The organism is Humibacter ginsengiterrae (genome assembly GCF_054780115.1).
Genome location: NZ_BAAGWY010000023.1, coordinates 14,799 through 39,936, shown reverse-complemented (window position 1 = coordinate 39,936; position 25,138 = coordinate 14,799). Strand labels below are relative to the sequence as shown.

Genomic DNA, 25,138 nt, shown 5'->3' with positions numbered 1-25,138 from the left:
GAGGCCGCCGAGGTGCACGGGGCTGGTCCAGGCATCCGCGAACAGCATCCAGACGAGCTGAAGGCCGACGAAGATGCACCAGCCGACCACGGCGTTCCATGCCCAGAAAGCCACAGCGCGCCGGCTCGGCCGGCCGGCCGGTTCGCGCACGAGTCGCGCGATCCGGCCGGCCGGCTCAGAGGCGCTCATGGATTGCTCCTCCACGCTTCCGTTCTACGCCTTGCGCATGTAGGCGCGCACCGTGAGCGGGGCGAAGATCGCCACGATCACGGCGGCGCCGAGAAGCGAGATCCACAGGTCGGCGCCGACGGTGCCACTGTTCCCCAGGTCTCGCACTGCGGTGACGAGGTGCGAGATCGGGTTGACGTTCACGAACCACTGCAGCACCTGGGGCAGGCTCTTCACCGGCACGTAGGCGTTGGAGAGGAACGTCAGCGGGAACAGCACGAGCATCGAGATGCCCTGCACGCTGGATGCCGTGCGCGCGATCACGCCGAAGAACGCGAAGATCCAGCTGATCGCCCACGAGCACGCGATGACCAGAAGGCCGGCGAGAACGACGTTGCCGAAGCCTCCGGCCGGGTGATACCCGATCAGGTAGCCCACCACGAACGTGATCGTCGTGGCGATCGCATAGCGCACGGTATCCGCGAGCAGCGCACCGGAGAGCGGGGCGATGCGCGCGATCGGCAACGAGCGGAACCGGTCGAACACACCCTTGTCCATGTCTTCGCGCAGCTGCACGCCGGTGACGACCGAGGTCGTGATGACGGTCTGCACGAGGATGCCCGGAATCAGCAGCGGCAGATAGCTCTGCACGTTGCCCGCGATGGCACCGCCGAAGAGGTAGGCGAACATCAGCGTGAAGATGATCGGCTGGATCGTGACGTCGATGAGCTGCTCAGGCGTTCTGCGGATCTTGATCAGCCCGCGATAGGCCATCGTGAACGAGTTGCGAAGCGTCTCGCTCAGGCTGGTGTGGTTCTTGAGCCGGCGTTCGGACGGCGGGACGATGCGTCCCGCGGGAGGCGCGATGGTGCTCATGCGTTCACCTTCTCCTTCTCTCCAGCGCCGCCTTCAGGCGCGGAGGCGTTCTGGTCGGCCGCGTCGTGGCCGGTGATGGTAAGGAAGACCTCGTCGAGGCTCGGCTTCTGAACGCTCAGCTCGGTGAGGTGGATGCCCGCCTCGCGCAACGTGACGAGCAGGTCGGTGACGCGGTCGGCGTCCGCCATGGGGGCCGTGATCCGGGCCGCTTCGGGCGACAGCGTGCCGCGAACGCCGAGCACCCGCTCGATCGCGGTGAGGGCGTCGTCGATGTCGGCCGGGTCTTCGATGCGAAGCTGCAGAGAGGACGTGCCGACGGATGCCTTCAGCTCGTCGGCGGTGCCCTCCGCGACCACGCGCCCGCGGTCGATCACGGCGATGCGGTCGGCAAGCTGGTCGGCCTCGTCCAGGTACTGCGTCGTGAGCAGCACCGTGGACCCGGTCGCTACCAGTTCGCGGATCGTGTCCCACATCTGGCCCCGGGTGCGCGGATCGAGACCGGTCGTGGGCTCGTCGAGGAAGATCAGCGGCGGCTGCGCGATGAGCGACGCCGCGAGGTCCAACCGGCGGCGCATGCCGCCGGAGAACTTCTTGAGCGGCCGCTTGGCGGCATCCGTCAGCCCGAACCGCTCGAGCAGTTCGGCCGCCTTCGTCCTAGACTCCTTGCGGCCGAGGCCGAGCAGGCGCGAGAAGATGACGAGGTTCTCGGTGGCCGAGAGGGTCTCGTCGACGGAGGCGTACTGGCCGGTCACGCCGATGAGCTGGCGCACGATCTGCGCCTCCTTCATGACGTCGTGCCCGAAGACCGTCGCGTTGCCGGCGTCGGGCTTGAGCAGTGTGGCGAGCATGCTGATGGTGGTGGTCTTGCCCGCGCCGTTCGGCCCGAGCACGCCGTAGACGGTGCCCGGTCGTACGAGCAGGTCGACCCCGTCGACCGCGCGGTTGTCGCCGAACGTCTTGACGAGACCGTGGGCCTCGATGGCCCAGTCGGCGCTTGTGCCGGCGGTGTGCCGTTGTGCATTCATGGGTCACTCCTTTCAATGCGGTTGCGTGCGCCATGCGGCGCGGTGAAGTCGTGAAACGAGCATGCGGGGAGGCGCTTTCGCGGCACTTACATGCCGCTTACAGATGCTTTCCGGTGCTGTCAGCGCTCGCGACGGGCCTGCTGCGCGCGCTTGACGGCCTCGCGCCGCAGTGCCTGCCGCTCCTGTGCGGACTGGCCCTGGTGCGCGGTGAGCGGGGCATCCCCGAGGTCCGCGAGCCGCTCGCGCTCGACCCGGCCGATCAGTCCGTCGCGGTCAACGCCGGCGTATTCGAGCGCCCGGGCGACGGTTCCGACATTGGCGGTGATGACGCCGTAAAGCACGTCGAGCTCGGCCCGCCTGCGTCTCCCCCGCCCCGGAGGCTGCGCTCGCCGGAACACCTCACGCGTCGTCGACGCCCAACCCGGGCGGGTCATCGACCGGGGTGTCGCGTTCAGCAGCGACGCGTCCAACTCGTGAATGCCCACGACGGCGAGCGAACGGGCGCGCTCCATGTCGAGCGCGCGGTCGAGCGCTTCGTAATCCAGCCCGACGTCGGCCAGGATGCCCGCCGCAATGGAGTCGGCCTCGGAGGCCAGCGCGAGCAGCAGGTGCTCCGGTGCTACCGCAGCGGACCCGCGTCGCTGTGCCTCGTCGATGGCGGTGACGACCACGGCACGGATCTGCTGGGGAACGGGAAAGTCATCCACGGCGCCTCCTCAGCTCGATATCGGAATCGGCGACACGCTTGAGGTGCTTCTTGTGCACCGCCTGACGCGAGACCCCGAGTGCCTCGGCGACGAGACCCCAGCTCCAGCCGTCGCGGAGCGCGTGCTCGACGGCTGCATCCTCGAGGCGGTCGGCGAGGTCGCGGAGAGCGACCACGGCGGCCAGCTCGTCGGCGGCGCCGCCCGTGGGCGGAGGTATTCGAACGGGATTCACGTTAAGCAACATAGGTTGCTGCGGAAGCGCAGTCAACCTGCGTTGCTTATCTCTCATCTTCTCCTCAGATAAGCAAGTTAGTTGCCTGTTTGAAGCGACTGTTGCCAGGTTCAGGCGATCGCTGCCACCCAGGATGTGCAGTGATCGAAGTTCTCCGGTCGCATGGTGCGCACAGGAGGGCGGCGTAATGTCCGATCATGAATACGACTACTACAGCGGCCGATGCGGATATCGGCGTTCTTGGTTTGCGATCGGTGCTCGTGGGTTCGTTGCCTCCGGCACTCTTGACCGCGGCGGCGCCTGATCGGTACTCGGTCGAAGCTGTTTTCTCGCGGCGGCCCGAGCAGGACGAGGTGACCGAGATCCTCGGCAGCGACACACGGTCCTTCCTGAGCGAGCACGGGCATCCGACCGTCGAACTGAGCATCTCCGATCGGCGACTGGGCATCGCGAACACGAACCTCGAGGAATTGCGCGACGGGCTTGCCGGTCTCATCGTCGAGCGTCTGGCCGAGATCAGCGCGCAGGTCAAAGCGAAGCATGTGCTCGCGCTGGCCCAGTCCAAGATCGCATCGGAACTCGAGCTGGACCGTGCGGCCGCGGTCGTCAGGCTCGCCGAGTCAATCGACTTCTCCGTCCGTCCTCCGGCCCCAACGGGCAACTGAGCCGAGGCGACCGGGGCACGTCGAACCTGCCGCCGAGAATGAGTCTGATCCAGCGCTGAGACGCACTGATGCTCCGGGGCCTGCGTAGGCTGACAACCATGGGTGGCGGCGGGGTGAAGGCGGCGGCCGTGCCGCACGCCGCCGTCGTCTTCAATCCGGTCAAGCTGTCGGCCCCCGGCCTGCAGGCGCTCAGAGACTCGGTCACCCGTCACGAGGACAGCCTCGGCTGGGGTGCCACGACTTGGCACGAGACCTCAGTGAGTGAGGATGAGCGAGCGTCGCGTGAAGCGAGAGCGTCTCATCCCACGCTCATCGTTGTGGCAGGAGGCGACGGCACCGTACGCACCGTCGCCGAACACGCTCACGGAATTCCGGTCGGTGTCGTTCCGCTCGGGTCCGGGAATCTCTTGGCGAGGAACCTGGGACTGCCGGTGAACGACCGCGCCGAGGCGGTGCGGATCGCGTTTCACGGTGCTGATCGTCGAATCGACCTGGCCGGCGCCGAACTCGCGGACGAGAACGGGCACATAACCCGTTCCGTGTACCTGGTCATGGCCGGGATCGGACTCGACGCACGGATGGCGAGTGGTACGAACAGCGCGATGAAGAAGCGCGTGGGCTGGCTGGCCTACACCGATCCGATACTTCGTTCGGTGTTCTCTGGCGAGCGTTTCTCGGTCAGCTATGCGCTCGACGGCGGGCGCCGCCGCACGGTGCGTGCGCACACGATGATCGTCGGCAACTGCGGCACGCTGACGGCTGGGATTCTCCTGCTTCCGGACGCGGCGCCCGACGACGGCCTGCTCGACATCGTGGCGCTCAACCCAGCCGGCTTCGGAGGGTGGGCGAGCGTCGGCTCGCGGCTCGCCCTGAACGGAATGCTGCACCGCTCTCGCGGCGGGCGTCTCCTGCTGCGCTCTGCGCCAGGCGTATCCGCTATCCGGTACGGGCAGGCCCGAACCATAGTCGCCAGATTCAACCGACCGCAAGCGATCGAACTCGACGGCGACAGTTTCGGTGACGTGGTTCGCGCCCGCATCACCGTCCGACCCGGCGCCGTAGTCGTCCGAGTCCCGGATCAACCCTCCTGAGCCCTGGTCAACCCTGCTGAGCAGAGTGCGCAGACAGGTCGATGACGACCTTGCCTCGCACGTGCCTGCCCGCCTGCAACTCCACGGCCGACCGGATGTCTTCGATCGGGAAGGTCGCCGCAATCGGCACGCTGATGCGACCGGCCGCGACCAGGCCCGCGATCTCGTCGAGGGCCTCCGGGCTGGCGTTGGCCCCGTTAGCGGCCCGCACGCCGTCGACGCGGGCAGCGATGGTGCAGATGCGATCGTCGGGGACTCCAAGCTCGCGGGCGACCTTCACCGTGTCCGTCCCGTGCAGGTCGAGCGCCGCTGTGACGGGTGCACCGCCCAGACCACGGATGCGCTCCGTCAATCCGTCGCCATACGCGACCGGCACGGCGCCCAGGCTGCTCAGGTACTCCGACGACGAGGGAGAACCGGTCCCGATGACCCGAGCACCCGAGATGCGCGCCAGCTGAACGGCGAAGACACCCACGCCGCCCCCAGCGCCGCCGATCAGCACCGTGTCGTCGGGGCCGAGATTCAGAAGCGCCAGCGCCGCCGCCGCGGTGCTGCCCGCGATCGACAGCGTCGACGCAGTACGGTCATCGACGCCCTCCGGCGTGTGGTGGGCAATGCCGGTGGAGATGTTCCCCTCTGCCGCGATCACGAGGTGGTCGGCGATGGCACGGGAGAGAGCAGTTCCGAACACGCGGTCGCCGACGGCATAGCCCGCGACATCCGGTCCGACCTCGTCGACGACGCCGGCGTAGTCGGTGCCGAACCCGGCAGGGAGCGTCAAGCCGAACCGCGCGGCTGTTGCGGCATCCGACGTCATGAACCAGTCCATCGGATTCAGCCCGGCCGCGGTCACCCGCACACGGATCTCGCCACGGCTCGCCCGCGGCTCCGGCACGTTCTGCACGGACAGGTGTTCGGGACCGCCGAACGTCTCGAGCAGGACCGCCCGGCTTTGCTGCGTCATACCGCTTCCCATCCTCGTGCCTCGTCGCTCGACCACTGCCATGGCGCCGACGAGTTGGCGCCATGGTGAACCACTGCGAAACGGACTATGCTCCGTTTGACCTGACCAGACTATCCGGAGCGTGATCCGTTTGGCAACATCGGAACCCCGACCGACCCGATCGGATGCGGTGCGCAACCGGGACCAGCTGCTCGCGGTGGCGGCGCGTGTGCTCGCGGCCTCGGAGACCGAACCCTCGATGCGCGCCATCGCCCGGGAGGCCGGTGTCGGCATCGGCACGCTCTACCGACACTTTCCGACTCGTGAATCGCTGGTGGAGGCGGTCTACCAAGACCAGGTCGTGCGCCTCACGAAGGGCGCCAAGGATCTGCTTGCCGCTCATACGCCCGCAGTGGCGCTGCGACGATGGATGGACCTGTTCGGTGACTGGATCGCGACGAAGAACGGCATGCTCGCCACACTGCTGACCATGGTCGAGTCGGGCGAGGTGGCCCATGCGCGAACCAGGGACGAGCTCTTGGCGGCGATCTCGAGCATCCTCACGGCGGGCATCGCGGCAGGAGACCTGCGCGCAGACATCACAGCCGAGGAGGTCTCCGCCGGCCTCATCGGGATCTTCACCGTCGCACACCGGCACGACCAGGGTGTCAGCGCTGAGCGGCTGCTCGACATCTTCTTCGACGGCCTTCGCGCGCATTGACACCGTCGCCGACGTTCACGGCCGCATCCGGCGATGACTGAGCGGCCACGTTACGTCGTGTTGAGCGACGACGCGGGCGATCCCGTGCCGCGCCGTACCGTGGGCTGGTGACAGCGCACGCACCGGCATCCACTCCCGACTCGACCGCGCACAGCTCCGCGCCTGCTCGATTCAGCGGTCGGCAGCACCTCGTCTCCACTGCCGAACTCGCCCGGCTGCTGACCGAGTCCGACGACGCGACCGGATCGGACGTCGTCGTTCTCGACGCCACCGTACTGCAGGTAGCCGGCTTCGACGGGCATCCCTCCTACGTGACCGGGCACGAGCAGTACCTGATGGGCGGCCACGTCCCGGGTGCGGTCTTCGCCGACCTGCTCGAGGAGTTCAGCGACGCATCCGCCGCCCTGCCGTTCACCAAGCCGGATGCCGACCAGTTCGCGCGCGCCGCCGCATCCGTCGGCGTGAGCCAGCATTCTTCGGTGGTGGTCTACGACGACTCGGTGGGCCAGTGGGCCGCGCGGCTGTGGTGGCTGTTCCGTTCGTTCGGCCACGACGATGTGCGGGTACTCGACGGCGGCCTGCGCAAGTGGACGGCTGAGGAACGGCCGATCGAGGTCGGGCACGTCGCACCGCAGGCTTCCGCGACCTATCCGGCGGTGGAGGCGACAGCGTACTGGGCCGACAAGCAGCGTGTGCTTCGCGCCGTCGCCGGCGACGAGCCGGCGGTTCTGGTGTGCGGACTCCCGCCGCGGGAGTTCGCCGGCGAGACCGGCCATCGGCCCCGGCTCGGACACATCCCGGGCAGCCTCAGCGCTCCGGCGTCGCGGCTCGTCGACAGGGAGACCAACGCGTTCCTGCCCGACGACGCACTCCGCGTGCTGCTTGCGGATGCCGCATCCTCCCCCGAGCCCGTCGTGGCGTATTGCGCGGGCGGTGTCGCGGCCAGCGCCGACGCTCTCGCGCTCACGATCCTCGGTCGCGACGATGTCGCCGTCTACGACGGGTCGCTGAACGAGTGGGCAGCCGACGAAGACGCTCCACTGCAGGCCGTCGCCGGTTGAGCGTCGACTAGGACTCCGCTACAGCCGATTCACGTCGGTGACCCGGAGCACTGCGGCGCCTTCCGCATCCGACCCGTCGAGATCGACCTCGGCCGCGATGCCCCAGTCGTGGTCGCCTTCCGGGTCGGCGAGAATCTGCCGCACGTGCCAGGTACGCGCGCCCGCGGCATCCGACTCGTCCACGATGAGCATCGCCGCGCTGCGGGCGTTCGTGTCGGTGCCGATCGTGTCGTGCTCACCGTAGTATGAGTCGAGCGCCTGCGCCCAGGCGTCCTCGCCGAAGTCCGGGTCGAGCTCGGCGAGCTTGTCGACGCGGTCCAGCGCCGCCCACTGCACACGACGGAACAGCTCGTTGCGCACCAGCACGAGGAAGGCGCGACGGTTCGACGTGAGCGTGCGTGGAGCAGGCGGCACGATCGCAGTCTCGGCGGCGTACCGCGCGGCATCCGGATGCACCAGACTCTGCTCTGCTGCCTGCAACGTGGCCCACTCGTCCAGCAGGCTGGAGTCCACCTGGCGCACCAGTTCGCCGAGCCACTCGATCACGTCGCGCAGCTCCTCGTTCTTCGCCTCGTCGGGCACGGTCTGCCGGAGGGCCCGGAACGCGTCGGACAGGTAGCGCAGCACCACGCCTTCGCTTCGCGCCAGGTTGTAGAACGAGACGAACTCCGCGAACGTCATCGCCCGCTCGAACAGGTCGCGCACAACCGACTTGGGGCTCAGCTCGAAGTCGCGCACCCACGGCTGACTGGAGCTGTACGTCTCGAAGGACTGCTGAAGGATGCCCTCCAGCGGCTTGCGCCACGTCACCTCCTCGAGCAGTTCCATGCGTTCCTCGTACTCGATGCCCTCCGCCTTCATCGCGGCGATGGCCTCACCGCGGGCGAGGTGCTGCTGGGCGAGCAGCACCGGGCGCGGGTCGTCCAGCGTCGCCTCGACGACCGACACGATGTCGAGTGCGTAGTCCCCCGTGCCGACACCCTGCTCCTCTGGCGAGAACAGCTCGAACGCCGCGAGAGCGAACGGCGACAGCGGCTGGTTGAGGGCGAAGTTGGGCTGCAGATCGACCGTGAGGCGAGGGATGCCGTCGGCGTCCTTCTCGACGACTCCCGCCGTCACCAGGGTGCGGTAGATGCCCAAGGCGCGGCGCGCCAGTTCGAGCTGCCGCTTCCACGGTTCGTGGTTGTCGAACACCAGCGAGCGCACGTTGCCGAAGACATCGCCGCCGCGACCGATGACGTTCACGATCATCGCGCTCGTGATCTGCAGGTGCGGGGTGAGCGTCTCGGGCTCCGCATCGATGAGTCGCCGGAACGACGGCTCGCCCCACGACACGAAGCCCTCCGGCGCCTTCTTGCGCACGATCTTGCGCTTCTTCTTCGGATCGTCACCCGCCTTGGTCACGGCGCGCGCGTTCTCGATGTCGTGCTCGGGAGCCTGTGCGACGACGGTGCCTGCGGTGTCGTACCCGGCACGACCGGCTCGTCCGGCGATCTGGTGGAACTCGCGTGCGGTGAGCTGCCGCATCCTGGTGCCGTCGAACTTCGTGAGCGCCGTCAGCAGCACGCTTCGGATGGGCACGTTGATGCCCACTCCCAACGTGTCCGTTCCGCACACGACGCGCAGCAGGCCCCGTTGGGCGAGCTGCTCGACGAGCCTGCGGTACTTCGGCAGCATGCCTGCGTGGTGCACGCCGATGCCGAGCCGCAGCAACCGGGACAGGGTGCGACCGAACCCCGCGGCGAACCGGAACCCGCCGATCGCTTCGGCTATCGCATCCCGCTGCTCGCGGCTGGCAACGGATGCACCGGCAAGCGCCTGTGCACGCTCGAGCGCATCCTTCTGGGAGAAGTGCACGACATAGACCGGCGCCTTGCCGGCATCCAGCAGCTCCTGAATCGTCTCGTGCACCGGCGTCAACGCGTAGGCGTAGTCCAGCGGAACCGGGCGTTCGACGCCGGTGACCGCGACCGTCTCGCGTGAGGTTCGGCGCGAGAGATCGTCGGCGATGCCGCTCACGTCGCCGAGGGTGGCACTCATCAACACGAACTGCGCCCGCTCCAGGATGAGCAACGGCACCTGCCACGCCCAGCCGCGGTCCGGGTCGGCATAGAAGTGGAACTCGTCCATCACCACCTGGTCGACCGGGGCATCCGGGCCGAGCCGCAGCGCAAGGTTCGCCAGGATCTCCGCTGTGCAGCAGATGATCGGCGCATCCGCGTTCACCTGAGAGTCGCCCGTCATCATGCCCACGTTCTCGGCCCCGAACGTGTCGGCCAGGGCGAAGAACTTCTCCGACACGAGCGCCTTGATCGGCGCCGTGTAGAACGTGCGCCGTCCGTCGGCGAGTGCGGCGGCGTGAGCGCCGACGGCGATGAGTGACTTGCCGGTGCCGGTGGGCGTTGACACGATCACGTTGGCACCGGAGACGATGCCGATCAGCGACTCCTCCTGCGCCGGGTACAGGCTGAGGCCGCTCTCCCCCGCCCACTCGGCGAACACGTCGAAGACCTCGTCCGGTGACTCCAGGCCGTGTACGCGCGGGTCGAGCCGCACTTCCTTGTCAGTCGCGCGACCGGAGTGGATGCTGTCGGCCGCGCTCATCCCCTCAGGCTATCCGGCAGCGCGACCCCCATCCGCAGCACGCTCAGTGGCGTGAGCTGTTCGACGTGCGGCCGCGCACAATGCCGATGAACGTGTCGATGCGACGCTGCTCCTCGTCGCTTCGAGGCGGCTGTGGTTCACTCAGCCACGCCAGCGCGATGCGGGTGGGTTCGGCATCCGTCACCTCCCGGGCGACGAGGTCGCGGCGTGAGTGCAGCCGGGCGACGGAATGCGGCAGCACCACGCTGCCGACCCCGGCGGCGACCAGCGCCAGCGTGTCTTCGACTGCGGCATCGAACGGATGCACCGGCTCGCCGAGCTCCGCCACCTCCGCGAGAGTCACGCCTTCCGCCGCCGCGATGACGTGGTCCTTCGGCACGACCACCACTGGTCGCTCCTCGTACATCGGGATGGCGTGCAGGCCGTCGCGATCGATCGGGAGCCGCACGAACACCATGTCGGCGCGGCCTTCCCGCAACACCGGAAGCTGTTCGGGCTCATCGACTCGTGTGAGCTCGAGCGGGATGCGTCGCATCCGCTCCTCCCAGATGCGCACCCATTTGGCGGGCGTCACGCCGCGCACGTAGGCGAGCCGGAAGGGTTCCACCGTCCAAGGGTAAGGGCCCCTTAGCCTTGAGGGATGAGTGAGACGCTGCAGCCGGGGCCCGGCGCGATGAAGCCGGAGACCGCCGCCAAGAAGCTCGGCGTCTACCTGCCTGCCACGCCCGAGTCGTTCCAGGGCGGTGCGATCACGCGCGAGCAGTTCGCGGCGCTGCAGTCCGAGCCGCCGCAGTGGCTCGTCGACCTCCGGCGCGACGGACCGCATCCGCGCGAGGTCGTCGCGCGCAAGCTCGGCGTGTCGACGAGCGGGCTGGCAAGGGCTGGTGTGAAGGATGCCCTGACCACCGCGCAGATCCGCGAACTGCTGGCCGCTCCCCCGGAGTGGCTGGTGCGGGAGCGTGCGACGCAGGCGGCAGTGCGGGCCGAGAACGCTCGCGTGAAGCAACAGCGCGCGGACAGCATCGACCGTAGGCGCTGAGCGCAACGGAACGCCCCGTCGTCTACGCGGTGGCTGGCTCGCGACCCGCGAGGTAGACCGCCTCGGTGCGAGAGGTGGCGCCGAGCTTGCGCAGAATGGCGGAGACGTGCACGCTTGCCGTCTTCGTGCTGATGTAGAGCCGCTCGCCGATCTGCTTGTTGCTCAGCCCCTGAGCGATGAGGTCGAGCACCTGCCGTTCGCGGTCCGTGAGCCGCGCAGCGGGCGCTTCGGCTGCGGCATCCGTGGCGTGATCCGCTGGACCGTCGAGGCCCGCACGCTGGGCGAACTCGTCGAGCCAGCCCAGCAACAGTCCCGAGCCGAGCCACTCCGCTTGATGCCGGCAGAGTTCGAGTTCACGATGCGCCTTCTCCCGGTGCGCTGCGGCACGATGCTGCGCCGTACCGAGACCGGTCCCTGTGGGGCCCAGGAGCGCCTGCGCCAGCCGGTACCGTGCATACGGCTCGAGGTGCACAGGCGCAACGGGCAGCCGCGCCGCATCGACCGCGACCCGCCACGCCGAGACATCCGCTCCATCAGCGGCCAACTCGGCTTCGAAGAGCGGCGCCCACACCGGCGCCGTCGGCCAGTCGAGGGCCGTGGCGAGCACTTCGCGCAGCCCCGTCTCGGCCGAACCGAGGTCGATGTGCTCGAGGATGCCCGTGCCTGCTCCCGAGCGCAGCAAAGTGAGGGTCCGTGCCGCGTCCGCCAGCAGCGGCAGGTCGTATCCGCTCATCGTGCGGTGGTCGCGCAGGAGCACGCTCACGGCCCGCCAGGCCCGTTCGGCGTCGCCGAGGGCGAGAGCAAGCTCGGCTTCGACGCGCGCCGTCCCCAGACGGGACTGCACCTCGATCTCGCCCTGAACGCTCATCATCGGTTCCCATGCGCGCCACAGCTCGTCGGCCTTGCGCAGGTCGCCCTGCCAGGTGAGCAGCCACATCTTCATCCGTTGCAGGTGCACGCGGAACCCTGGGGCCGGGTTCAGGGCAAGCGCCGGGTCGAGCAGGGCGGTTGCCTCCTCCCACCGTCCCAGCGCAGTGAGGGGCTCGACCGTGTTCGAGGCCAGCATGACGCCGCTGGTGCGCTGCACGCCGAGCTGACGGGCGCGCTCGACGCCCGCGTTGCCGATCTCGACGGCGTCGGCGTACCGGCCGATCAGGTGCATGACGTCGGACGAGTTCACCCGGTAGCGCAGCATCGCGCCGTCACGGGTCGCCGCGAGCTCTCCGGCCCGTTCGAGGTCGTCGAGCCCGTCCTCTATCCGGCCGAGTCCCACGAGCGAGACGCCGCGGATGTTGTGCGCCACCGATCGCCGCGAGAGCGACTCGGCACTCTCGGCCTGGGACAACGCCTTGGTCGCAACGGACACCGCTTCATCGAATCGCGCCTCGAGCATGAGGCGCCCCGCGAGATCGCTGAGCACAGCCGACGCCGTATCGGAGCAGGCATCCTCACCGAGCTCTGCGAGGGCATGCTCGAGGAGTGCCGTCGAACCCGTGCGAGAGAGGGATGCGAGATATCTGGCCTTGTCGACCAGGAGACCCGCGTGCTGTTCGGCGTCGGCAGGGTCGCACTCCGCCATCGCGGCGTCGATCAGCGTGAGAGCGCGCTCGATGTCGCCGGCGTCGCGCCATGCGGCCGATCCGTCTTGCATGAGAGCCGTGTGCGACATGCCCGCAATGGACGCGGCATCGGGAACGCTCTCCCACAGTTCGAGGGCGCGCTCGGCCATGCGTGCGGCTCGTGCGAACGCGTACGCCTGCCGCGCCTCGCGCATCGCGTCGAGCGTCGCGGGAAAGGCGCGCACCGCGTCGTGCGCCTCCATGCGGTGCTGCGAGATCTCATGCGCGACGACGCGGCCCGCCGCGGCGAAGGTCTCGAGGGCATCCGCGTATGCCGTGTGATAGCGCACCCGCTCCCCCGGCAGCACTTCTCCGAGCACGGCGGTGCGCACCAGCGCGTGCCGGAAGTCGTAGCAGGCCTCATCGATCACGAGCACACCGCCGTCGACGGCAGCGCGCACCCCGGCATCCAGCTCGGCCGGAGAGCCGGGATACACCAGGTCGAGCAGGTCGTGACGAACGCACGAACCACCGACCGCCAGCAGCCGCAGCAGATTCTGCGTGCCGTCGTCCAGCCGCTCGTATCTGGCCAGCAGCAGCTCGCGCAGCGTCTCGGGAAGCGCGCCCGGTGCCGCCCGCATGCCTGCGAGGCTCGCTCCGGCCAGTTCCTCCACGAAGAACGGAACGCCTTCGCTGCGCTCGAACAGGTCGTCGATCAGTGCATCGTCGAGCTGCGCATCGTGGACGGACTCTGCCTGGCGCACAGCGGGCGCGCCGTCGGATGCCTCAGCCGTCAGCCTCGCACGGGACTGCGCTGCGATGGCGCGCACCTGCGCCGCGACCTGCTCACGCGTAAGCCGTGCCAGCTCCCATCGCGTGAGCCGCCTCGACCGCTCCAGCTCGGGCAGAACCGGGCGCAGCGGATGCCCGCGCACGATCTCGTCGCTACGGTACGTGACCACGATGAGAATGCCGGGCCGCTCGAGCATGCTGACCAGGAACCGCAGCAGTTCGATGGTCGAGCGATCGGCCCAGTGGATGTCTTCGATCACCAGAACCAGCTGCCGCTGAAGCGCGACGTTCTCGAAGAGCACCGTCACGAGCTCGTACAGCCGCTCTGTTCCGGCACGCTGCGGCATCCCCTCGGCGGATGCCAGCTCCGGCAGGACGACGGACAGCACGGCACGAGCGGGCCCCGCGGCTTCGAGCAGCGCTTCGGTGCCGATCTCGGCAGCGAGCTCGCGGATGATCGCGGTGAACGGCGCGTACGGCGCGCTCTCTGTTCCGATGTCGACGCATTTGCCCGTGAGCACGAGCGCGTCGCCGACGTCGCTGCGGAACTCGGCGACCAGCCGGGTCTTGCCGATCCCCGCCTCGCCGCCGATGGCGACGGCACGCGGCTCATCGGCGCTGCGACGCAGCTCGGCCCGCAGCGCCGCCAGGTCGGCCTCCCGGCCGATCATCTCGGGGCTGCTGACCGGTGATCTCACGTGGTCAATGCTGCCACCAGCCACCGACATTCCAGGGCCCGCCGAGACGGAAGCGTTCCGTGCCTCGAGGGCGGCCCGATTCACCTCGCTGCGAGGTGCCGAACGGGCATCCTGCCGGCCGAACCACGACCGCGCGAGCGACGTGGAGCATCGCCGGGTTCGGCATCCGTCTCCGCCGCCCGCTCGGCCGCGATCTCCCGCTGTCTGCGCACCCGGTCGAGCTCCGCGTAGAGGCGCTCCCGGTCGGCGTTCACGGCGTTCATCAGGGCTTCGTTGTACATCGTCTTCGTCCTTCTCTCCGTTGTCTAAGACGATGCTCGCGACTAAGGTAGGCACCCCGGATCGGGCGGATGCCTTATCTTTTCCACGTCCGTCGGATGGCCGGTCTTAAGGAGCTTGTGGATGCCCGACATCACCCGGCTGCACGTGCTGGTGCACGGCCAGGTGCAGGGCGTGGGCTACCGGTATTCGTGCGCCGAACTGGCCAGGGCATCCGGCCTCGGCGGTTGGGTGCGCAACCTGCCGGACGGGGCGGTGGAAGCGGTCTTCGAGGGGTCGCGCGACGACGTCGAAGCGGTCGTCGAATGGTGCAGGAGCGGTCCGAGGTGGGCATCCGTCTCCTCCGTCGACGTCACGGAGGAGACGCCGGTCGGCGACGAAGGCTTCCGCATCCGCTGACGCCGCTCGGGTCGCCCCGGCGCCCCTACTCGCCGGTGAAGAAAGCGGCGAGGGCTCCAGCGAGCCAGCGAGGGTCGTCCACATGGCACAGCTCGCGGGCGGAGTGCATCGACAGCAGCGGTACGCCGACGTCAACGGTTCGAATCCCGAGCCGTGTCGCCGTGAGCGGTCCGATCGTCGAGCCGCACGGCACCGAGTTGTTCGACACGAACTCCTGATACGGGACTCTGGCCGCTGCGCACAGACGCGCCCACAGGGCCGCGCCGTGCGCATCCGTTGCGTACCGCTGGTTGGCGTTGATCTTCAGCAGCGGGCCGGCGCCGGCGATGGGGCGATTCACCGGGTCGTGCTTCTCCTGATAATTCGGATGCACCGCGTGCCCGGCATCCGCCGACAAGCACCACGACGCAGCGTACGCACGCGCCCGCTCGTCGTCGCCCGCGCCGAACGACCGCGAGATGCGCGAGAGCACGTCGTCGAGGATCGGCCCGCTCGCGCCGGATCGGGTCTCGGAACCGAGCTCCTCGTGGTCGAACGCGACGAGAACGCTGATGTGCCCGGATGCCGGCTCGGCGCCGTCACCCGCAGCCTGCAGCAGAGCGTGCAGTCCGGCGTACACGGAACTGAGGTTGTCGAGCCTGGGCGACGCGAGCAGGCTGCCGCCTAGGCCGAAGGTGCGCGGCGGCTGCGTGTCGACGGTGACGAGGTCGTAACCGGCGATCTCGGATGCTGCGACACCGCTGCCTGCCAGAACCTGAGCTAAGAGGTCCTCGCTCTGCGGATCTCCCACGCCCCACACGGGCTGCGTGTTGCGCTGCTTGTCGAGCACCAGACCGTCGTTGTTGACGCCGCGGTCGAGGTGGATCGCGAGCTGCGGAATGCGCAGCAGCGGACCCGATCGCACCAGGTGCTCCACGCCGTCGGTCGTGACGACACGACCCGCGAGCTCGAGCTCGCGATCCAGCCACGAGTTCAGCAGTGGACCACCGTAGACCTCGACGCCTGCCTGCAGCCATCCGGCGGCACCGGTCGTCGGCTTCGGCTTGAGCTTGAAGCCGGGCGAGTCGGTGTGTGCTCCCACGATGCGAAACGGAGTCGTCGGCGTCGCGTCGGCGGGCGCAACCCAGGCCACGACCGCGCCATCGCGGACGAGCACGCCGCGACGCGCAGCTTCGCCAGCGGGGCCAGAGGGCCACGCATCCGTCTCCTCCACCCGCGCGAAACCCTCGGCCTCGAGCCGGCGGGCGACCTCCGCCGCCGCGTGGTACGAGGAGGGTGAGGCCTGAATGAACGCGGCGAAGTCGTCGATGTAGCCGGATGCCATGGGTTCATGGTGCCATGCGCGGCAAGCGACTTTCCGCCCCAACGCGTGGCAGCCGATCTACGCTGCCATCATGACCGCCCTCTCCGACTCCGCCTGGGATCTCCCGCTCACCACCATCGACGGACAGCCCACGTCGTTGCGCGCCTTCGACGGGATGGCGCTGCTCGTCGTCAACGTCGCGTCCCGCTGCGGACTCTCGCCGCAGTACGAGAAGCTCGAGGAGCTGCAGAAGACGTACGGCGACCGCGGGTTCGCCGTGCTCGGCTTCCCGAGCAACCAGTTCCTCCAGGAACTCGGCAGCGAAGACGCCATCAAGCAGTACTGCTCGACGACGTGGGGCGTGACGTTCCCGATGTTCGAGCGGGTGAAGGTGAACGGCAAGTCGGCGCATCCGCTCTACCAGGAGCTGAAGAAGACTCCGGATGCCTCGGGCAAGGCCGGTCGCGTGCAGTGGAACTTCGAGAAGTTCCTGGTGTCGCCGGACAGGTCGGTGCAGCGGTTCCGCCCGCGAACCGAGCCGGATGCACCCGAGGTGATCTCCGCCATCGAGACCGCGCTGCCCGCTGCCGCGGCGTGACGGCGCCTGTCCGACCGCTTTGCCGATGTCGCTCTGATCGACCTCTCCGGCGCATCTCGTAGGCTGTCAGCCGTGAAAGCGCTCCTCCCGGCCGGCATCGTGCTCGTCGTGCTCGGCATCGCCGCGGGCTTCGGCTATCAGATCGCTACCGCCGTGACCACCGGGTTGCCGACCAACGGCATCGGCTGGCTGCAGACGTCCGGCTTCGTCCTGGCGGCGATCGGCGCCATCATGATCGGCGTCTCGATCGGCAGGCGCCGGGCGGCGCGGCGAGCGGCGCGGGAGCAGTCGCAGCAAAGGTAGCGAGTCCGGCGAACAGCAACACCGAGCAGGTCGAGGCGAGCGCCGCGAACGCCGGCCGCGCCGACCTCAGGAGGCAGCGCATGTGAATGATCCTCGGTTGACGCTGGCGGTTCCGACACTGCGAGCCGTCTCCGAGGAGAGAATGAGCGCATGCGCAGTCGACGGCGATCGGTCATCGTGGCGGCGGTGGCGGCTGCCACGTTGGCAGCTGCGGGCTGCACCGCTGTCCCCGCCGGTCCATCGTCGCCCGCGTCGTCCCCGACGAAGGCGTCGGACAGCAGAGAGCCCACTCCGACGAACGGGGTGAGCGCGCTTCTGGTCCAGCCCGTGCAACGCGCGCAGGTCGTCCCGGCCAGCGACGGCCGGAACCACCTGGAGTACGACCTTCTCGTCGTCAACGCGTTCGGCGAGCCGGTCACGCTGACCGACGTCGTCGTTCGTGGCACCGATGGCAAGCGCCTCCTCACTGTTACGGGGCGGTCGCTGGCCGCGGCGACCCAATCGCTCTACACCCACGTGGCATCCCCCGTCGTCGCCGCATCCGCCGCGGTGGTCGTCGAGGTCGATCTGCCGCTGTCATCCGGTGTCCCTGTGCCCGCCCGCGTCTCCAACCGCATCGACTACAAGCTGCCGGCATCCCCGGATGCGGTGATCGTCGACGACACGTCGGTGCAAGGCCCGACGGTCGACGTCGACCGTACCCACGCGGTCCGGATCGAGTCCCCGCTCGCGGGGAAGGGATGGCTCGCCACGAGCGCCTGCTGCTCACCGAACGTGCACCGCGACCTTCTGCTCTCGGAAGGCGGGCTGCGCCTGGCGACGTCGGAGACCTTCGCCGTTGACTGGGCTCTGGCCAAGGGCGACCGCATCTACGAAGGGAACGGAAGCACCAACGAGCAGTTCTACGGCTTCGGGGCTCCCGTGCTCGCTGTGGCTGACGGCACGGTCGTGGCCGCCCAGGACGGCATTGCGGAGTCCGTTCCGTTCAGCTCCTCGGCGCCCGAGACCAAAGAGGGATTCGGCGGCAACAGCATCATGCTCAAGATCGACGACGGCGTGTACGCCTTCTACGGTCACCTGCAGACCGGGAGTCTCACGGTGCGCGTCGGAGAGAAGGTGAAGGCCGGACAAGTGCTGGGCAAGCTCGGCAATACCGGCCCTTCGCAGGGGCCGCACCTGCACTTCGGCCTGCTCGAGAGCCCAGACGCATTCACCGGTACAAGCCTGCCGTTCGTTCTCACGAAGGCGACGCTGACCGGGACCGTGGACTTCGCGTCGTCCACCGGGGACACGCTCGCCGTCTCACCCGAATCGCGTTCGCTGAAGAACGTGTATCCGCTCTACGGCACGATCATGGACTTCGGCTGATGCTCCCCTCGGCCAGCGTGATGAACGCACTGAGTTCCGCGACTCCCTCCGGCCGGTGCGGAAGATGCTCGGTCAGCGAAGGCGAGTAGATCAGGTACGCCGCCCACTTGGCGCGCGAGACCGCGACGTTCAACCGGTTCTTCATGATGAGGAACCCGAGCCCGCGAGGCGCGTACTCCGCGGATGACGCCGCCAGCGACACGATCGCGATCACCGCCTCCCGACCCTGGAACTTGTCGACGGTGCCGACACGCACGGCAGCGTGCCCGGCATCCGTCAGCGCGGCGTGCACGAGCGCGAGCTGGGCGTTGTACGGCGTGACGACGATGACGTCGTCGTCGGTCAGCCGGCGTTCGCCGTGCTCGTCGTGCCACACGCGGCCGAGCACGTGATCGACGAGCTCGACGACGCGCGTGGCCTCGCTCGCGGACTCCGTCGAGTCGCCCTCGTGCAGCATCGGCTGCGGGTGCAGTCCGGGCTCGACACCCTCGAGCCTGCGGGCGCCCGACTCCGGATGCGCGCCCAGTCGCCCCTCGTACGACAGCGACGACACCCGGGCGGCAAGCGCCGGATGCATGCGCCTGGTCTGTGGCAGGAAGAAGCCGAGTTCGGCTGGCAGCACGTCGTGGCCGTCGCTGATCCAGCCGAGGGCGGACTGGTCGACGGGTTCGGGATGCAGCCCCTGACTCACCTGCGGCAACTGCTGCGGATCACCGAGGAGCAGCAGATTACGCGCGGCGACTGCCGATGCCGCGGTGGAGGCGAGCGAGAACTGCCCGGCCTCATCGATGACGAGCAGATCGAGACTCTTCGCGGGCACCCGGGCAGGGTTGCTGAAGTCCCAAGCGGTTCCGCCGACCACGAATCCTGACTGCAGGTGATCGAGAGCGAACTGCAGCTGGCCATCCTTCGGCAGCACCGTGAACGGGGATGCCGGGTCTGGCGCAGTTCGCGCGCCGCCTTGGGGCACCTTGCCGACCAGGCCGGCATCGAGACCCGCGGTGTTCACGATCGACGCGAGCAGGTTCTCGACAACCGAGTGCGACTGCGCCACGACACCGATCTTCCAGTGGTGGTCGCGCACGAGCGACGCGATGACGTGCGCGCCGAGGTAGGTCTTTCCGGTCCCGGGAGGCCCTTGCACGGCGAGGTAGGAGTCGTCGAGGTCGGCGACCGTCTTCGTCACCCCGGCGATGAGGGTGTCGACGGATGCCCGGCTCGCTCGCTCGGCGACGGTCGCCTCCCGTGTGCGCGGCGGGATGCGCCGCATCAGGTCCGTCACAGGGTCGCGCGGCCACGCAGGCTGCGCGTCGACGATGGACTGGCACCAGGACTCGATCGCCGGCACCTGGGTACCGGCACGCGGGGGTGGTCCTGGTGTGACGGCGCTCGGCAGGTCTGAATACGGCAGCACGTCGTCGGCCCTGGTCTCATCGACGAGCACCCAGTCGTCGCCCACATCCGAGAGACGAACGCCTCTGGCACTGCGCGCTCCACGGTCTCCGCTGGTGGCCTTGAACGGCCCGGGGTACTCGTACAGCAGGTAGGCGTCGCCGCCGGCCTTGGCGGTGCTGCCCGGGCCGAACTGGCCGGTGAGGCGCAAAATGCGGTGGTCGACGCGTTGTCCTTCCTCCCTGTGCCAGTCCCGCTCTACGCTCGCCCGCTCCACGACGAAGACATCTCTCGTGTTCGCCCATGCCTCGATCGGATCGACCAGCCGGGCGAAGTGCGACCACCAGAAGCTCTTCTGCTCTCGACGGTGGTAGTCGAGCGTGGCTGCGGCGAACGCGGCGGCGGTCTGGTCCGCGGTGCGCTGACGCGTGGCATCCGCTCCGGACGCATGCGGCACAGCCGCCTCGCCTGCAAGCGCGAGCAGATCATCGCGCAGCGTCGACGGCTCGAGCTCGGGCACGCGACCGTCGGGAGCCGGCAGACCGACCGGGATTCCGGCATCCGCTGCGCGCTCCAGCAGCCAGTCCCGAAGGCGCAAGGTGGAGAGACAGTCGTAGCGGTTGTACGCGGCGATCTCGTCGAGGCGCCGCTGCCCCTCCTCGAGATCGCCGGAGAGCATCAGCGCGCGAGCCGCCGCGTACTCCTCGATGGAGGTGCCGGCATCCTGCACCTCTCCGCTTCGCAGCTGAACGCCCATGTAGAGCGGTTCGAGCTTCTTGATCGAGTACGACCGCGACCCCACCCGCACCGACTTGCGCACCAGCGGGTAGAGGTCGACGAGCACGTTGTCGCGCAGCAGGTCGTCCACCGCGTCTTCGCCCACGCCGTGCCGTGCCGCCAGTTGCAGCAGGTGCGTGCGCTCGTACGACGCGTAGTGGTAGACGTGCATGCCCGGATGCGCCGCCCTGCGTCGCTCGACATCGCTCAGGAACGCGATCAGCGCCTCTCGTTCCTCGGCGAAGGTGTGAGCCCAGAACGGGTGGAACTCACCGTCGGTCTGCAGCACCCCGAAGAGGTAGTCGATCCCCCACTGCTGGTCGGTGCCCTCGGTGTAGAGCGGATCGCCCTCGAAGTCGAAGAAGATGTCGCCGGGGTCGGGCTCGGGCAGCGCCGCGAGCGCAGCGGGCCTGTACACGACGAACGGCGGTGGCCCGCCGGCCTTCGCGGCCAGCTGCAGCCGCGCCTGCTCCCGCACAGCCGCCACGGTGGTCGGCGCGATCCGCTCGACCTCGGCACCGTCGGGAAGCGCTGCCAGGTCGTCGATGGTACGGATTCCTGCGGCCACGAAGCGCGGACGTTGCGTCACGCGCACCCCCGCCACGAGCAGCACGTCGCGGTTCGCCTCCACCTCGGCCGCGCACGTGTCGCATCCGCCGCACGCAGAGAATCGCTCGTCGCCCCAGTGCACGGCCTCCCCGTCGGAGAGGTGCTGTCGCACGATGTCGTGCAGCCTGGCGATGCGCTTGCGATACACCGGCAGGATGTCCGCCAGCCGGTGGGTGCTGACGCTCCCGTCGCCGAGCAGCAGCCGCACCTCCTCCGACGGCTCCACGCCGATACGGCGCAACTGCAGGGCGTACGCGGCCACCTGCAGCAGCGCCGTCACCTTGGCACGCCGGGCGAGTTTCGTGTCTTCGACCGTGTACCGCCCGTCCGGCTCGCGAACGATGAAGTCGGCGTGCCCGACGAACGCGATCGGCAGGTCACCGTCGGCGATCCCGCCGGAGTCACTCCCCCCGCCGGCCGCTTCGAAGAACACTCCCTGATAGACGACGGGAGCGCCGGCGCGAAACGCCGCCGCCGTTGCCTGTGCGGCAGCGGTGAGGCCCTCGGCATCCGGGTGCTCCGGTCGGTCGAACACCGCGACGGCCTCGCCGAAACGCTGCAGGTACCGGTCGAGCACCCGATGCTCGTGCTCGTCGCCGAGCCGCGACGTGCGTTCGAGCATGGCATCCAGAGGCCGCTCCACGACCGGGCCCCAGCCGAGCTTGCCGTCGAGCCTGCGCAGAAAGTCGAACTCGCACGCCGACGCGGTGGTGAGGTCGCTGGGGCTCAGCACCACCGTGTCGGATGCGGATGCGGAACCGCTCAGCAGGAACATGCGGCAACGCTAGCGCCAGCCCCTGACGTTGCCTTACCGACCGCCGTCGATCCGCCGATGCCGCTGCTGCACTCCCGGCGCACCGTACGGGTAGTCCTCCACCCGTGGTGAGCTGGCCCCGTCGAGTGCGGCGAGCTGCTCATCCGTCAACTCCACCTCGCTAGCGCCGAGGTTGTCCTGCAGCTGCTCGACGGTGCGAGCACCGAGGATGACGCTGGTCACGCCCGGCTTCGCGAGCAGCCACGCGAGCGACACCTGCGACAGGGATGCGCCGTGTACGTCAGCGAGCTCCTGCACGACCTCCAGGATTCGCCAGATGCGCGGGTCGTCGTTGCGTGCGCGCCACGCCTCCATGCCGCGCTCCGGGTTCTCGCCGAGTCGGGTCGCGCCGGTGGGCGCGACGTCGCGCTGGTACTTTCCGCTCAGCCATCCGCCGCCGAGCGGCGACCACGGGAGCAACCCGACCCCCGCATCCAACGCGGCCGGTACGATCTCGTGCTCGATGCCGCGCACGATGAGGTTGTACTGCGGTTGCAGCGTCACCGGCTCGGCCCAGCCGTGAGCCCTGGCGACGTGCACCGCCTTCGTGAGCTGCCATCCGGTGAAGTTCGAGAAGCCGTAGTACAGGATCTTGCCCGCTGCGATCGCGTCGTTCAAAAACCGGAGGGTCTCATCGACCGGAGTCAGGGCATCCCACGCGTGCATCTGGTAGAGGTCGATCGTCTCGACGCCGAGCCGCTTCAGGGACGCGTCGAGCGCCCGGGAGAGGTGCCGGCGCGAGAGCCCGAGGTCGTTCGCGCCCTCGCCCATCGGGAAGCGGCCCTTGGTCGCGATCACGAGCTGCTCTGCCTCGGTGGGGTGCGCGGCGAGCCACCTGCCGACGATCTCCTCCGAAACGCCGTGGGTGTAGACATCCGCCGTGTCGATGAAGTTTCCGCCGGCCTCTACGTAGGCGTCGAGGATGGCATGGGATGCCTCCTCGCTCGCCTCGTGACCGAACGTCATGGTGCCGAGGGCGAGGTCGGTGACGGCCGTTCCGCTGCGGCCGAGGGTGCGGTACTGCATGGTTCTCCTTGATTCGGATGGGTTGGTCATCGGGTGATTTCTTCGTAGTAGGCGATCTTGTGCTCGATGTAGTCGAGCGCTTCCTGCTGCTTGCGGATGTCGTCGAGCACCTGCTCGCGGTGCGCGCGCAGCATCTCCAGTCGCGCTCGTTCCGTGCCACGACCCTCACGGGCCAGCTCCACGAACTCACGAATGGTGCGAATCGGCATCGCGGTCTGCCGTAGGCATTTGATGACATCGATGGATTCGAGGTCCCCGTCGGTGTAAACGCGTCGGCCGCTGGAATCGCGCCCGACGGGCGACAGGATGTCCGCGCGCTCCCAGTACCGGAGGGTCTCGGCCGAGACGCCGAGGCTCGTGGCCGCCTGCGATGGTGTCAACGTGCTCATGCAACCATCGTGAGACCCGGAGTGCGCTCCGGGTCAAGTCCGCCGCCGAAACGATTCAGTCCGCTTGCATCGCCCAGCCTCTGGGACGTGCGCTCAGGGCAGCGCGTTCACTCCCCGCGGTCGTCGTCGGCGACCGTGTCGCCCGACGAGTTGATGCCCTGCTCCCCGGCTTCGGACCGGCGGTCATCCAGAGGCAGACCGCCCGGTGCGGCTCCGGCAACGCTGGCCGACGGCTCCTGCGGGGCGACCAGCGGGGGTCGGCCCTGCGGCTCCAGGTCGTCGTCTTCGTTGTTTCGCGTCTCGTCCGACATGGTTTTCACCCTTCCCTCGTTCGGCGCGACCGTAGGCCGCTCTCCCCGAGTTCTGTCATCCCTTGACGGGGCGCGTGCTCCTGCTCCCGTATGACGAAAGCGACCGGCACGAGCGTCAGGCGACGATGTCTTCGTCGACCTCATCCCGCACGCGCTCGTGCACGACTTCCGACGCGGCGTACCGTCGCCAGCACACCCATCCGTAGACGCAGACGACAGCAGCGGCCATCGACACGGCGACGGTTGCCCAGGACCCCGCCGCCGCGGAGAGCGCGACACTCAGCACCGCGCTGGCGAGGCCGGCCCACCAGCCCGCGACCACGCCTCGTGCAAGCGCCGCCACCTGCACATACATCGCGACGACGACGATCGCCGTGCCCCATGCCACGGCGCCCGACTGACCGGAGGTCCCGTTGGCCGGCACCTGCTCGACGGATGCCTGCGAACCGCTGAGCGCGTACGCCACCACGACGGTGGCGATGGCCGACAGAACGACGCCATAGGCGGCCTCGCGCCCCGAGACGGAGCGCGGGCGCCGCACGTGGCCACTCCGGCGAGCACGCCAGCCGTACGCGCACAGGACGGCGAGCACCAGGCGCATGCCGGCATCCACGAACCGCACCTCGAGAAGCGCGAGCAGCGCGAATGCACCGCAGACGGCCGCCGCGACGGGCCACGCCCGGTCGGCGAAGCGAGCGACCGCGACCAAACCTGCGAGGAGGGCGACAGCCCCGAGCAAGGCTTCCACCGTGACGACCTGCGACCCCGGCATGGCCAGCGGCGCGGTGAGCCAGTCGAGCACGGCGAACATGAATGCCTTTCTCGACGGGGTTCGGACTAGTGACTCGTTTCATTGTGCCGTCGTCGCGGCACGGCCTCCGCCTCTCTCGGCGCTCCACCCGCAAGTCCTGGGGCAATCGTTATGCAGGCGAAACACTGCGGCATGCCGATTCGCTTGGCGTCGGACGACCGTCGTACCCTTGTCGATCATCCAGACGTGTCGGGGCGGGCAGCGCCGCGGATCGCAGGGCGGAGGTCGACGGATGACACAGCATCACAGGCATCCGATGAGCCTCGAACTGCTGCGCCAGGAGGCGCGCGACGAGCTGGCCGCGGTGATCGAGTTCCGGTGCCGGCTCGGCGACGATCCGTGGGACTTCCTGCCCGACCTGCCCACCGTCGACGAGCAGGTGGTGCTCACGTTGCGCGAGGAGACGATCGAGGCGCACGATCTGGCCGAAGCGCGTTCGAGGGCGTACCACCCGTCGGCGGCCCCCCAGGAGCGCGAGCGGTTCGAGTATCAGCTTCTGCGCCGCGTCGCGCTCGACCACCCCGAGCTCACACCCGCCGTGTGGGGCATGCTGGGCCGGCTGAACGCCGCGTAGCAGA

25 protein-coding genes and 1 pseudogene are annotated in these 25,138 nt (G+C 68.8%); 10 read left to right on the top strand and 16 right to left on the bottom strand.

The features are described from left to right. The 5 genes and pseudogenes from ACYVII_RS18340 to ACYVII_RS18320 all read right to left on the bottom strand — a co-directional run. Positions 1-189, bottom strand: a pseudogene (locus ACYVII_RS18340) (hypothetical protein); the annotation flags it as partial. 24 nt (positions 190-213) lie between these two features. Further along, the gene (locus ACYVII_RS18335; protein WP_460537785.1) at positions 214-1,044 is read right to left on the bottom strand and encodes an ABC transporter permease; all 831 of its coding nucleotides are present in this window, start codon (positions 1,042-1,044) and stop codon (positions 214-216) included. Beyond that, positions 1,041-2,069 carry a DrrA family ABC transporter ATP-binding protein gene (locus ACYVII_RS18330; RefSeq protein ID WP_460537784.1) on the bottom strand — a complete coding sequence of 343 codons (1,029 nt, stop codon included), beginning with the start codon at positions 2,067-2,069 and terminating at the stop codon, positions 1,041-1,043. The genes ACYVII_RS18335 and ACYVII_RS18330 overlap by 4 nt, the downstream gene beginning before the upstream one ends. A gap of 119 nt (positions 2,070-2,188) precedes the next feature. Beyond that, positions 2,189-2,776: a Clp protease N-terminal domain-containing protein gene (locus tag ACYVII_RS18325; protein ID WP_460537783.1), complete on the bottom strand. Its 588-nt coding sequence runs from the start codon at positions 2,774-2,776 to the stop codon at positions 2,189-2,191. Further along, positions 2,769-3,008 carry a hypothetical protein gene (locus tag ACYVII_RS18320; protein ID WP_460537782.1) on the bottom strand — a complete coding sequence of 80 codons (240 nt, stop codon included), beginning with the start codon at positions 3,006-3,008 and terminating at the stop codon, positions 2,769-2,771. The genes ACYVII_RS18325 and ACYVII_RS18320 overlap by 8 nt, the downstream gene beginning before the upstream one ends. Before the next feature lie 353 nt (positions 3,009-3,361). On the opposite strand from ACYVII_RS18320, the gene ACYVII_RS18315 reads away from it, so the two are divergent. Together ACYVII_RS18315 and ACYVII_RS18310 are read left to right on the top strand one after the other, a co-directional pair. Next, on the top strand, positions 3,362-3,673 hold the full coding sequence (locus ACYVII_RS18315; RefSeq protein ID WP_460537781.1) for a hypothetical protein: 312 nt from the start codon (positions 3,362-3,364) through the stop codon (positions 3,671-3,673). A 98-nt stretch (positions 3,674-3,771) separates the two neighbouring features. Continuing rightward, positions 3,772-4,764, top strand: coding sequence for a diacylglycerol/lipid kinase family protein (locus ACYVII_RS18310; RefSeq protein ID WP_460537780.1), 993 nt, complete (start codon positions 3,772-3,774; stop codon positions 4,762-4,764). A 7-nt stretch (positions 4,765-4,771) separates the two neighbouring features. Here ACYVII_RS18310 and ACYVII_RS18305 read toward each other — a convergent pair whose 3' ends face one another. Next, entirely contained in the window at positions 4,772-5,728 is a 957-nt protein-coding gene (locus ACYVII_RS18305) for an NADP-dependent oxidoreductase (protein ID WP_460537779.1), read from the bottom strand. A gap of 130 nt (positions 5,729-5,858) precedes the next feature. Between ACYVII_RS18305 and ACYVII_RS18300 the strand changes: the two genes are divergently transcribed. Together ACYVII_RS18300 and ACYVII_RS18295 are read left to right on the top strand one after the other, a co-directional pair. After that, positions 5,859-6,428, top strand: a complete 570-nt coding sequence (locus tag ACYVII_RS18300) for a TetR/AcrR family transcriptional regulator (RefSeq protein WP_460537778.1) — start codon at positions 5,859-5,861, stop codon at positions 6,426-6,428. Between the two features lie 107 nt (positions 6,429-6,535). Then, entirely contained in the window at positions 6,536-7,489 is a 954-nt protein-coding gene (locus ACYVII_RS18295) for a sulfurtransferase (RefSeq protein WP_460537777.1), read from the top strand. An 18-nt stretch (positions 7,490-7,507) separates the two neighbouring features. Here ACYVII_RS18295 and ACYVII_RS18290 read toward each other — a convergent pair whose 3' ends face one another. Further along, the gene (locus tag ACYVII_RS18290; protein WP_460537776.1) at positions 7,508-10,093 is read right to left on the bottom strand and encodes a DEAD/DEAH box helicase; all 2,586 of its coding nucleotides are present in this window, start codon (positions 10,091-10,093) and stop codon (positions 7,508-7,510) included. 43 nt (positions 10,094-10,136) lie between these two features. After that, complete coding sequence (locus tag ACYVII_RS18285) at positions 10,137-10,700, bottom strand: LysR family transcriptional regulator substrate-binding protein (RefSeq protein WP_460537775.1); 564 nt, start codon at positions 10,698-10,700, stop codon at positions 10,137-10,139. Between the two features lie 66 nt (positions 10,701-10,766). Between ACYVII_RS18285 and ACYVII_RS18280 the strand changes: the two genes are divergently transcribed. Then, the gene (locus ACYVII_RS18280; RefSeq protein ID WP_460537787.1) at positions 10,767-11,132 is read left to right on the top strand and encodes a DUF5997 family protein; all 366 of its coding nucleotides are present in this window, start codon (positions 10,767-10,769) and stop codon (positions 11,130-11,132) included. Positions 11,133-11,154: 22 nt separating this feature from the next. On the opposite strand, the gene ACYVII_RS18275 is transcribed toward ACYVII_RS18280, so the two are convergent. Then, positions 11,155-14,181, bottom strand: coding sequence for a helix-turn-helix transcriptional regulator (locus tag ACYVII_RS18275; protein WP_460537774.1), 3,027 nt, complete (start codon positions 14,179-14,181; stop codon positions 11,155-11,157). 80 nt (positions 14,182-14,261) lie between these two features. Then, complete coding sequence (locus tag ACYVII_RS18270) at positions 14,262-14,462, bottom strand: hypothetical protein (RefSeq protein ID WP_460537773.1); 201 nt, start codon at positions 14,460-14,462, stop codon at positions 14,262-14,264. A gap of 121 nt (positions 14,463-14,583) precedes the next feature. On the opposite strand from ACYVII_RS18270, the gene ACYVII_RS18265 reads away from it, so the two are divergent. Next, positions 14,584-14,859 (top strand): acylphosphatase, encoded by a 276-nt coding sequence (locus ACYVII_RS18265; protein WP_460537772.1) that lies wholly within the window; start codon positions 14,584-14,586, stop codon positions 14,857-14,859. Between the two features lie 25 nt (positions 14,860-14,884). Here ACYVII_RS18265 and ACYVII_RS18260 read toward each other — a convergent pair whose 3' ends face one another. Continuing rightward, positions 14,885-16,183: a M18 family aminopeptidase gene (locus tag ACYVII_RS18260; protein ID WP_460537771.1), complete on the bottom strand. Its 1,299-nt coding sequence runs from the start codon at positions 16,181-16,183 to the stop codon at positions 14,885-14,887. A gap of 70 nt (positions 16,184-16,253) precedes the next feature. Between ACYVII_RS18260 and ACYVII_RS18255 the strand changes: the two genes are divergently transcribed. From ACYVII_RS18255 to ACYVII_RS18245, 3 genes are all read left to right on the top strand, one after another. Beyond that, positions 16,254-16,760, top strand: coding sequence for a glutathione peroxidase (locus ACYVII_RS18255; protein WP_460537770.1), 507 nt, complete (start codon positions 16,254-16,256; stop codon positions 16,758-16,760). A 72-nt stretch (positions 16,761-16,832) separates the two neighbouring features. Then, positions 16,833-17,063 carry a hypothetical protein gene (locus ACYVII_RS18250; RefSeq protein ID WP_460537769.1) on the top strand — a complete coding sequence of 77 codons (231 nt, stop codon included), beginning with the start codon at positions 16,833-16,835 and terminating at the stop codon, positions 17,061-17,063. Positions 17,064-17,213: 150 nt separating this feature from the next. Beyond that, positions 17,214-18,431 (top strand): M23 family metallopeptidase, encoded by a 1,218-nt coding sequence (locus tag ACYVII_RS18245; protein WP_460537768.1) that lies wholly within the window; start codon positions 17,214-17,216, stop codon positions 18,429-18,431. On the opposite strand, the gene ACYVII_RS18240 is transcribed toward ACYVII_RS18245, so the two are convergent. The 5 genes from ACYVII_RS18240 to ACYVII_RS18220 form a co-directional block, all read right to left on the bottom strand. Continuing rightward, entirely contained in the window at positions 18,415-21,984 is a 3,570-nt protein-coding gene (locus tag ACYVII_RS18240) for a TM0106 family RecB-like putative nuclease (RefSeq protein WP_460537767.1), read from the bottom strand. The genes ACYVII_RS18245 and ACYVII_RS18240 overlap by 17 nt on opposite strands. A gap of 33 nt (positions 21,985-22,017) precedes the next feature. After that, positions 22,018-23,049 (bottom strand): aldo/keto reductase, encoded by a 1,032-nt coding sequence (locus ACYVII_RS18235; protein WP_460537766.1) that lies wholly within the window; start codon positions 23,047-23,049, stop codon positions 22,018-22,020. 26 nt (positions 23,050-23,075) lie between these two features. After that, positions 23,076-23,438 (bottom strand): MerR family transcriptional regulator, encoded by a 363-nt coding sequence (locus ACYVII_RS18230; RefSeq protein WP_460537765.1) that lies wholly within the window; start codon positions 23,436-23,438, stop codon positions 23,076-23,078. A gap of 107 nt (positions 23,439-23,545) precedes the next feature. After that, complete coding sequence (locus ACYVII_RS18225) at positions 23,546-23,749, bottom strand: hypothetical protein (protein ID WP_460537764.1); 204 nt, start codon at positions 23,747-23,749, stop codon at positions 23,546-23,548. Between the two features lie 115 nt (positions 23,750-23,864). After that, a complete protein-coding gene (locus ACYVII_RS18220; RefSeq protein ID WP_460537763.1) occupies positions 23,865-24,560 on the bottom strand; it encodes a nicotinamide mononucleotide transporter in 696 nt (231 codons plus the stop codon). A 232-nt stretch (positions 24,561-24,792) separates the two neighbouring features. Here ACYVII_RS18220 and ACYVII_RS18215 point away from each other — a divergent pair, with 232 nt between their 5' ends. Next, positions 24,793-25,134: a hypothetical protein gene (locus ACYVII_RS18215; RefSeq protein WP_460537762.1), complete on the top strand. Its 342-nt coding sequence runs from the start codon at positions 24,793-24,795 to the stop codon at positions 25,132-25,134. Positions 25,135-25,138 lie beyond the last annotated feature (4 nt).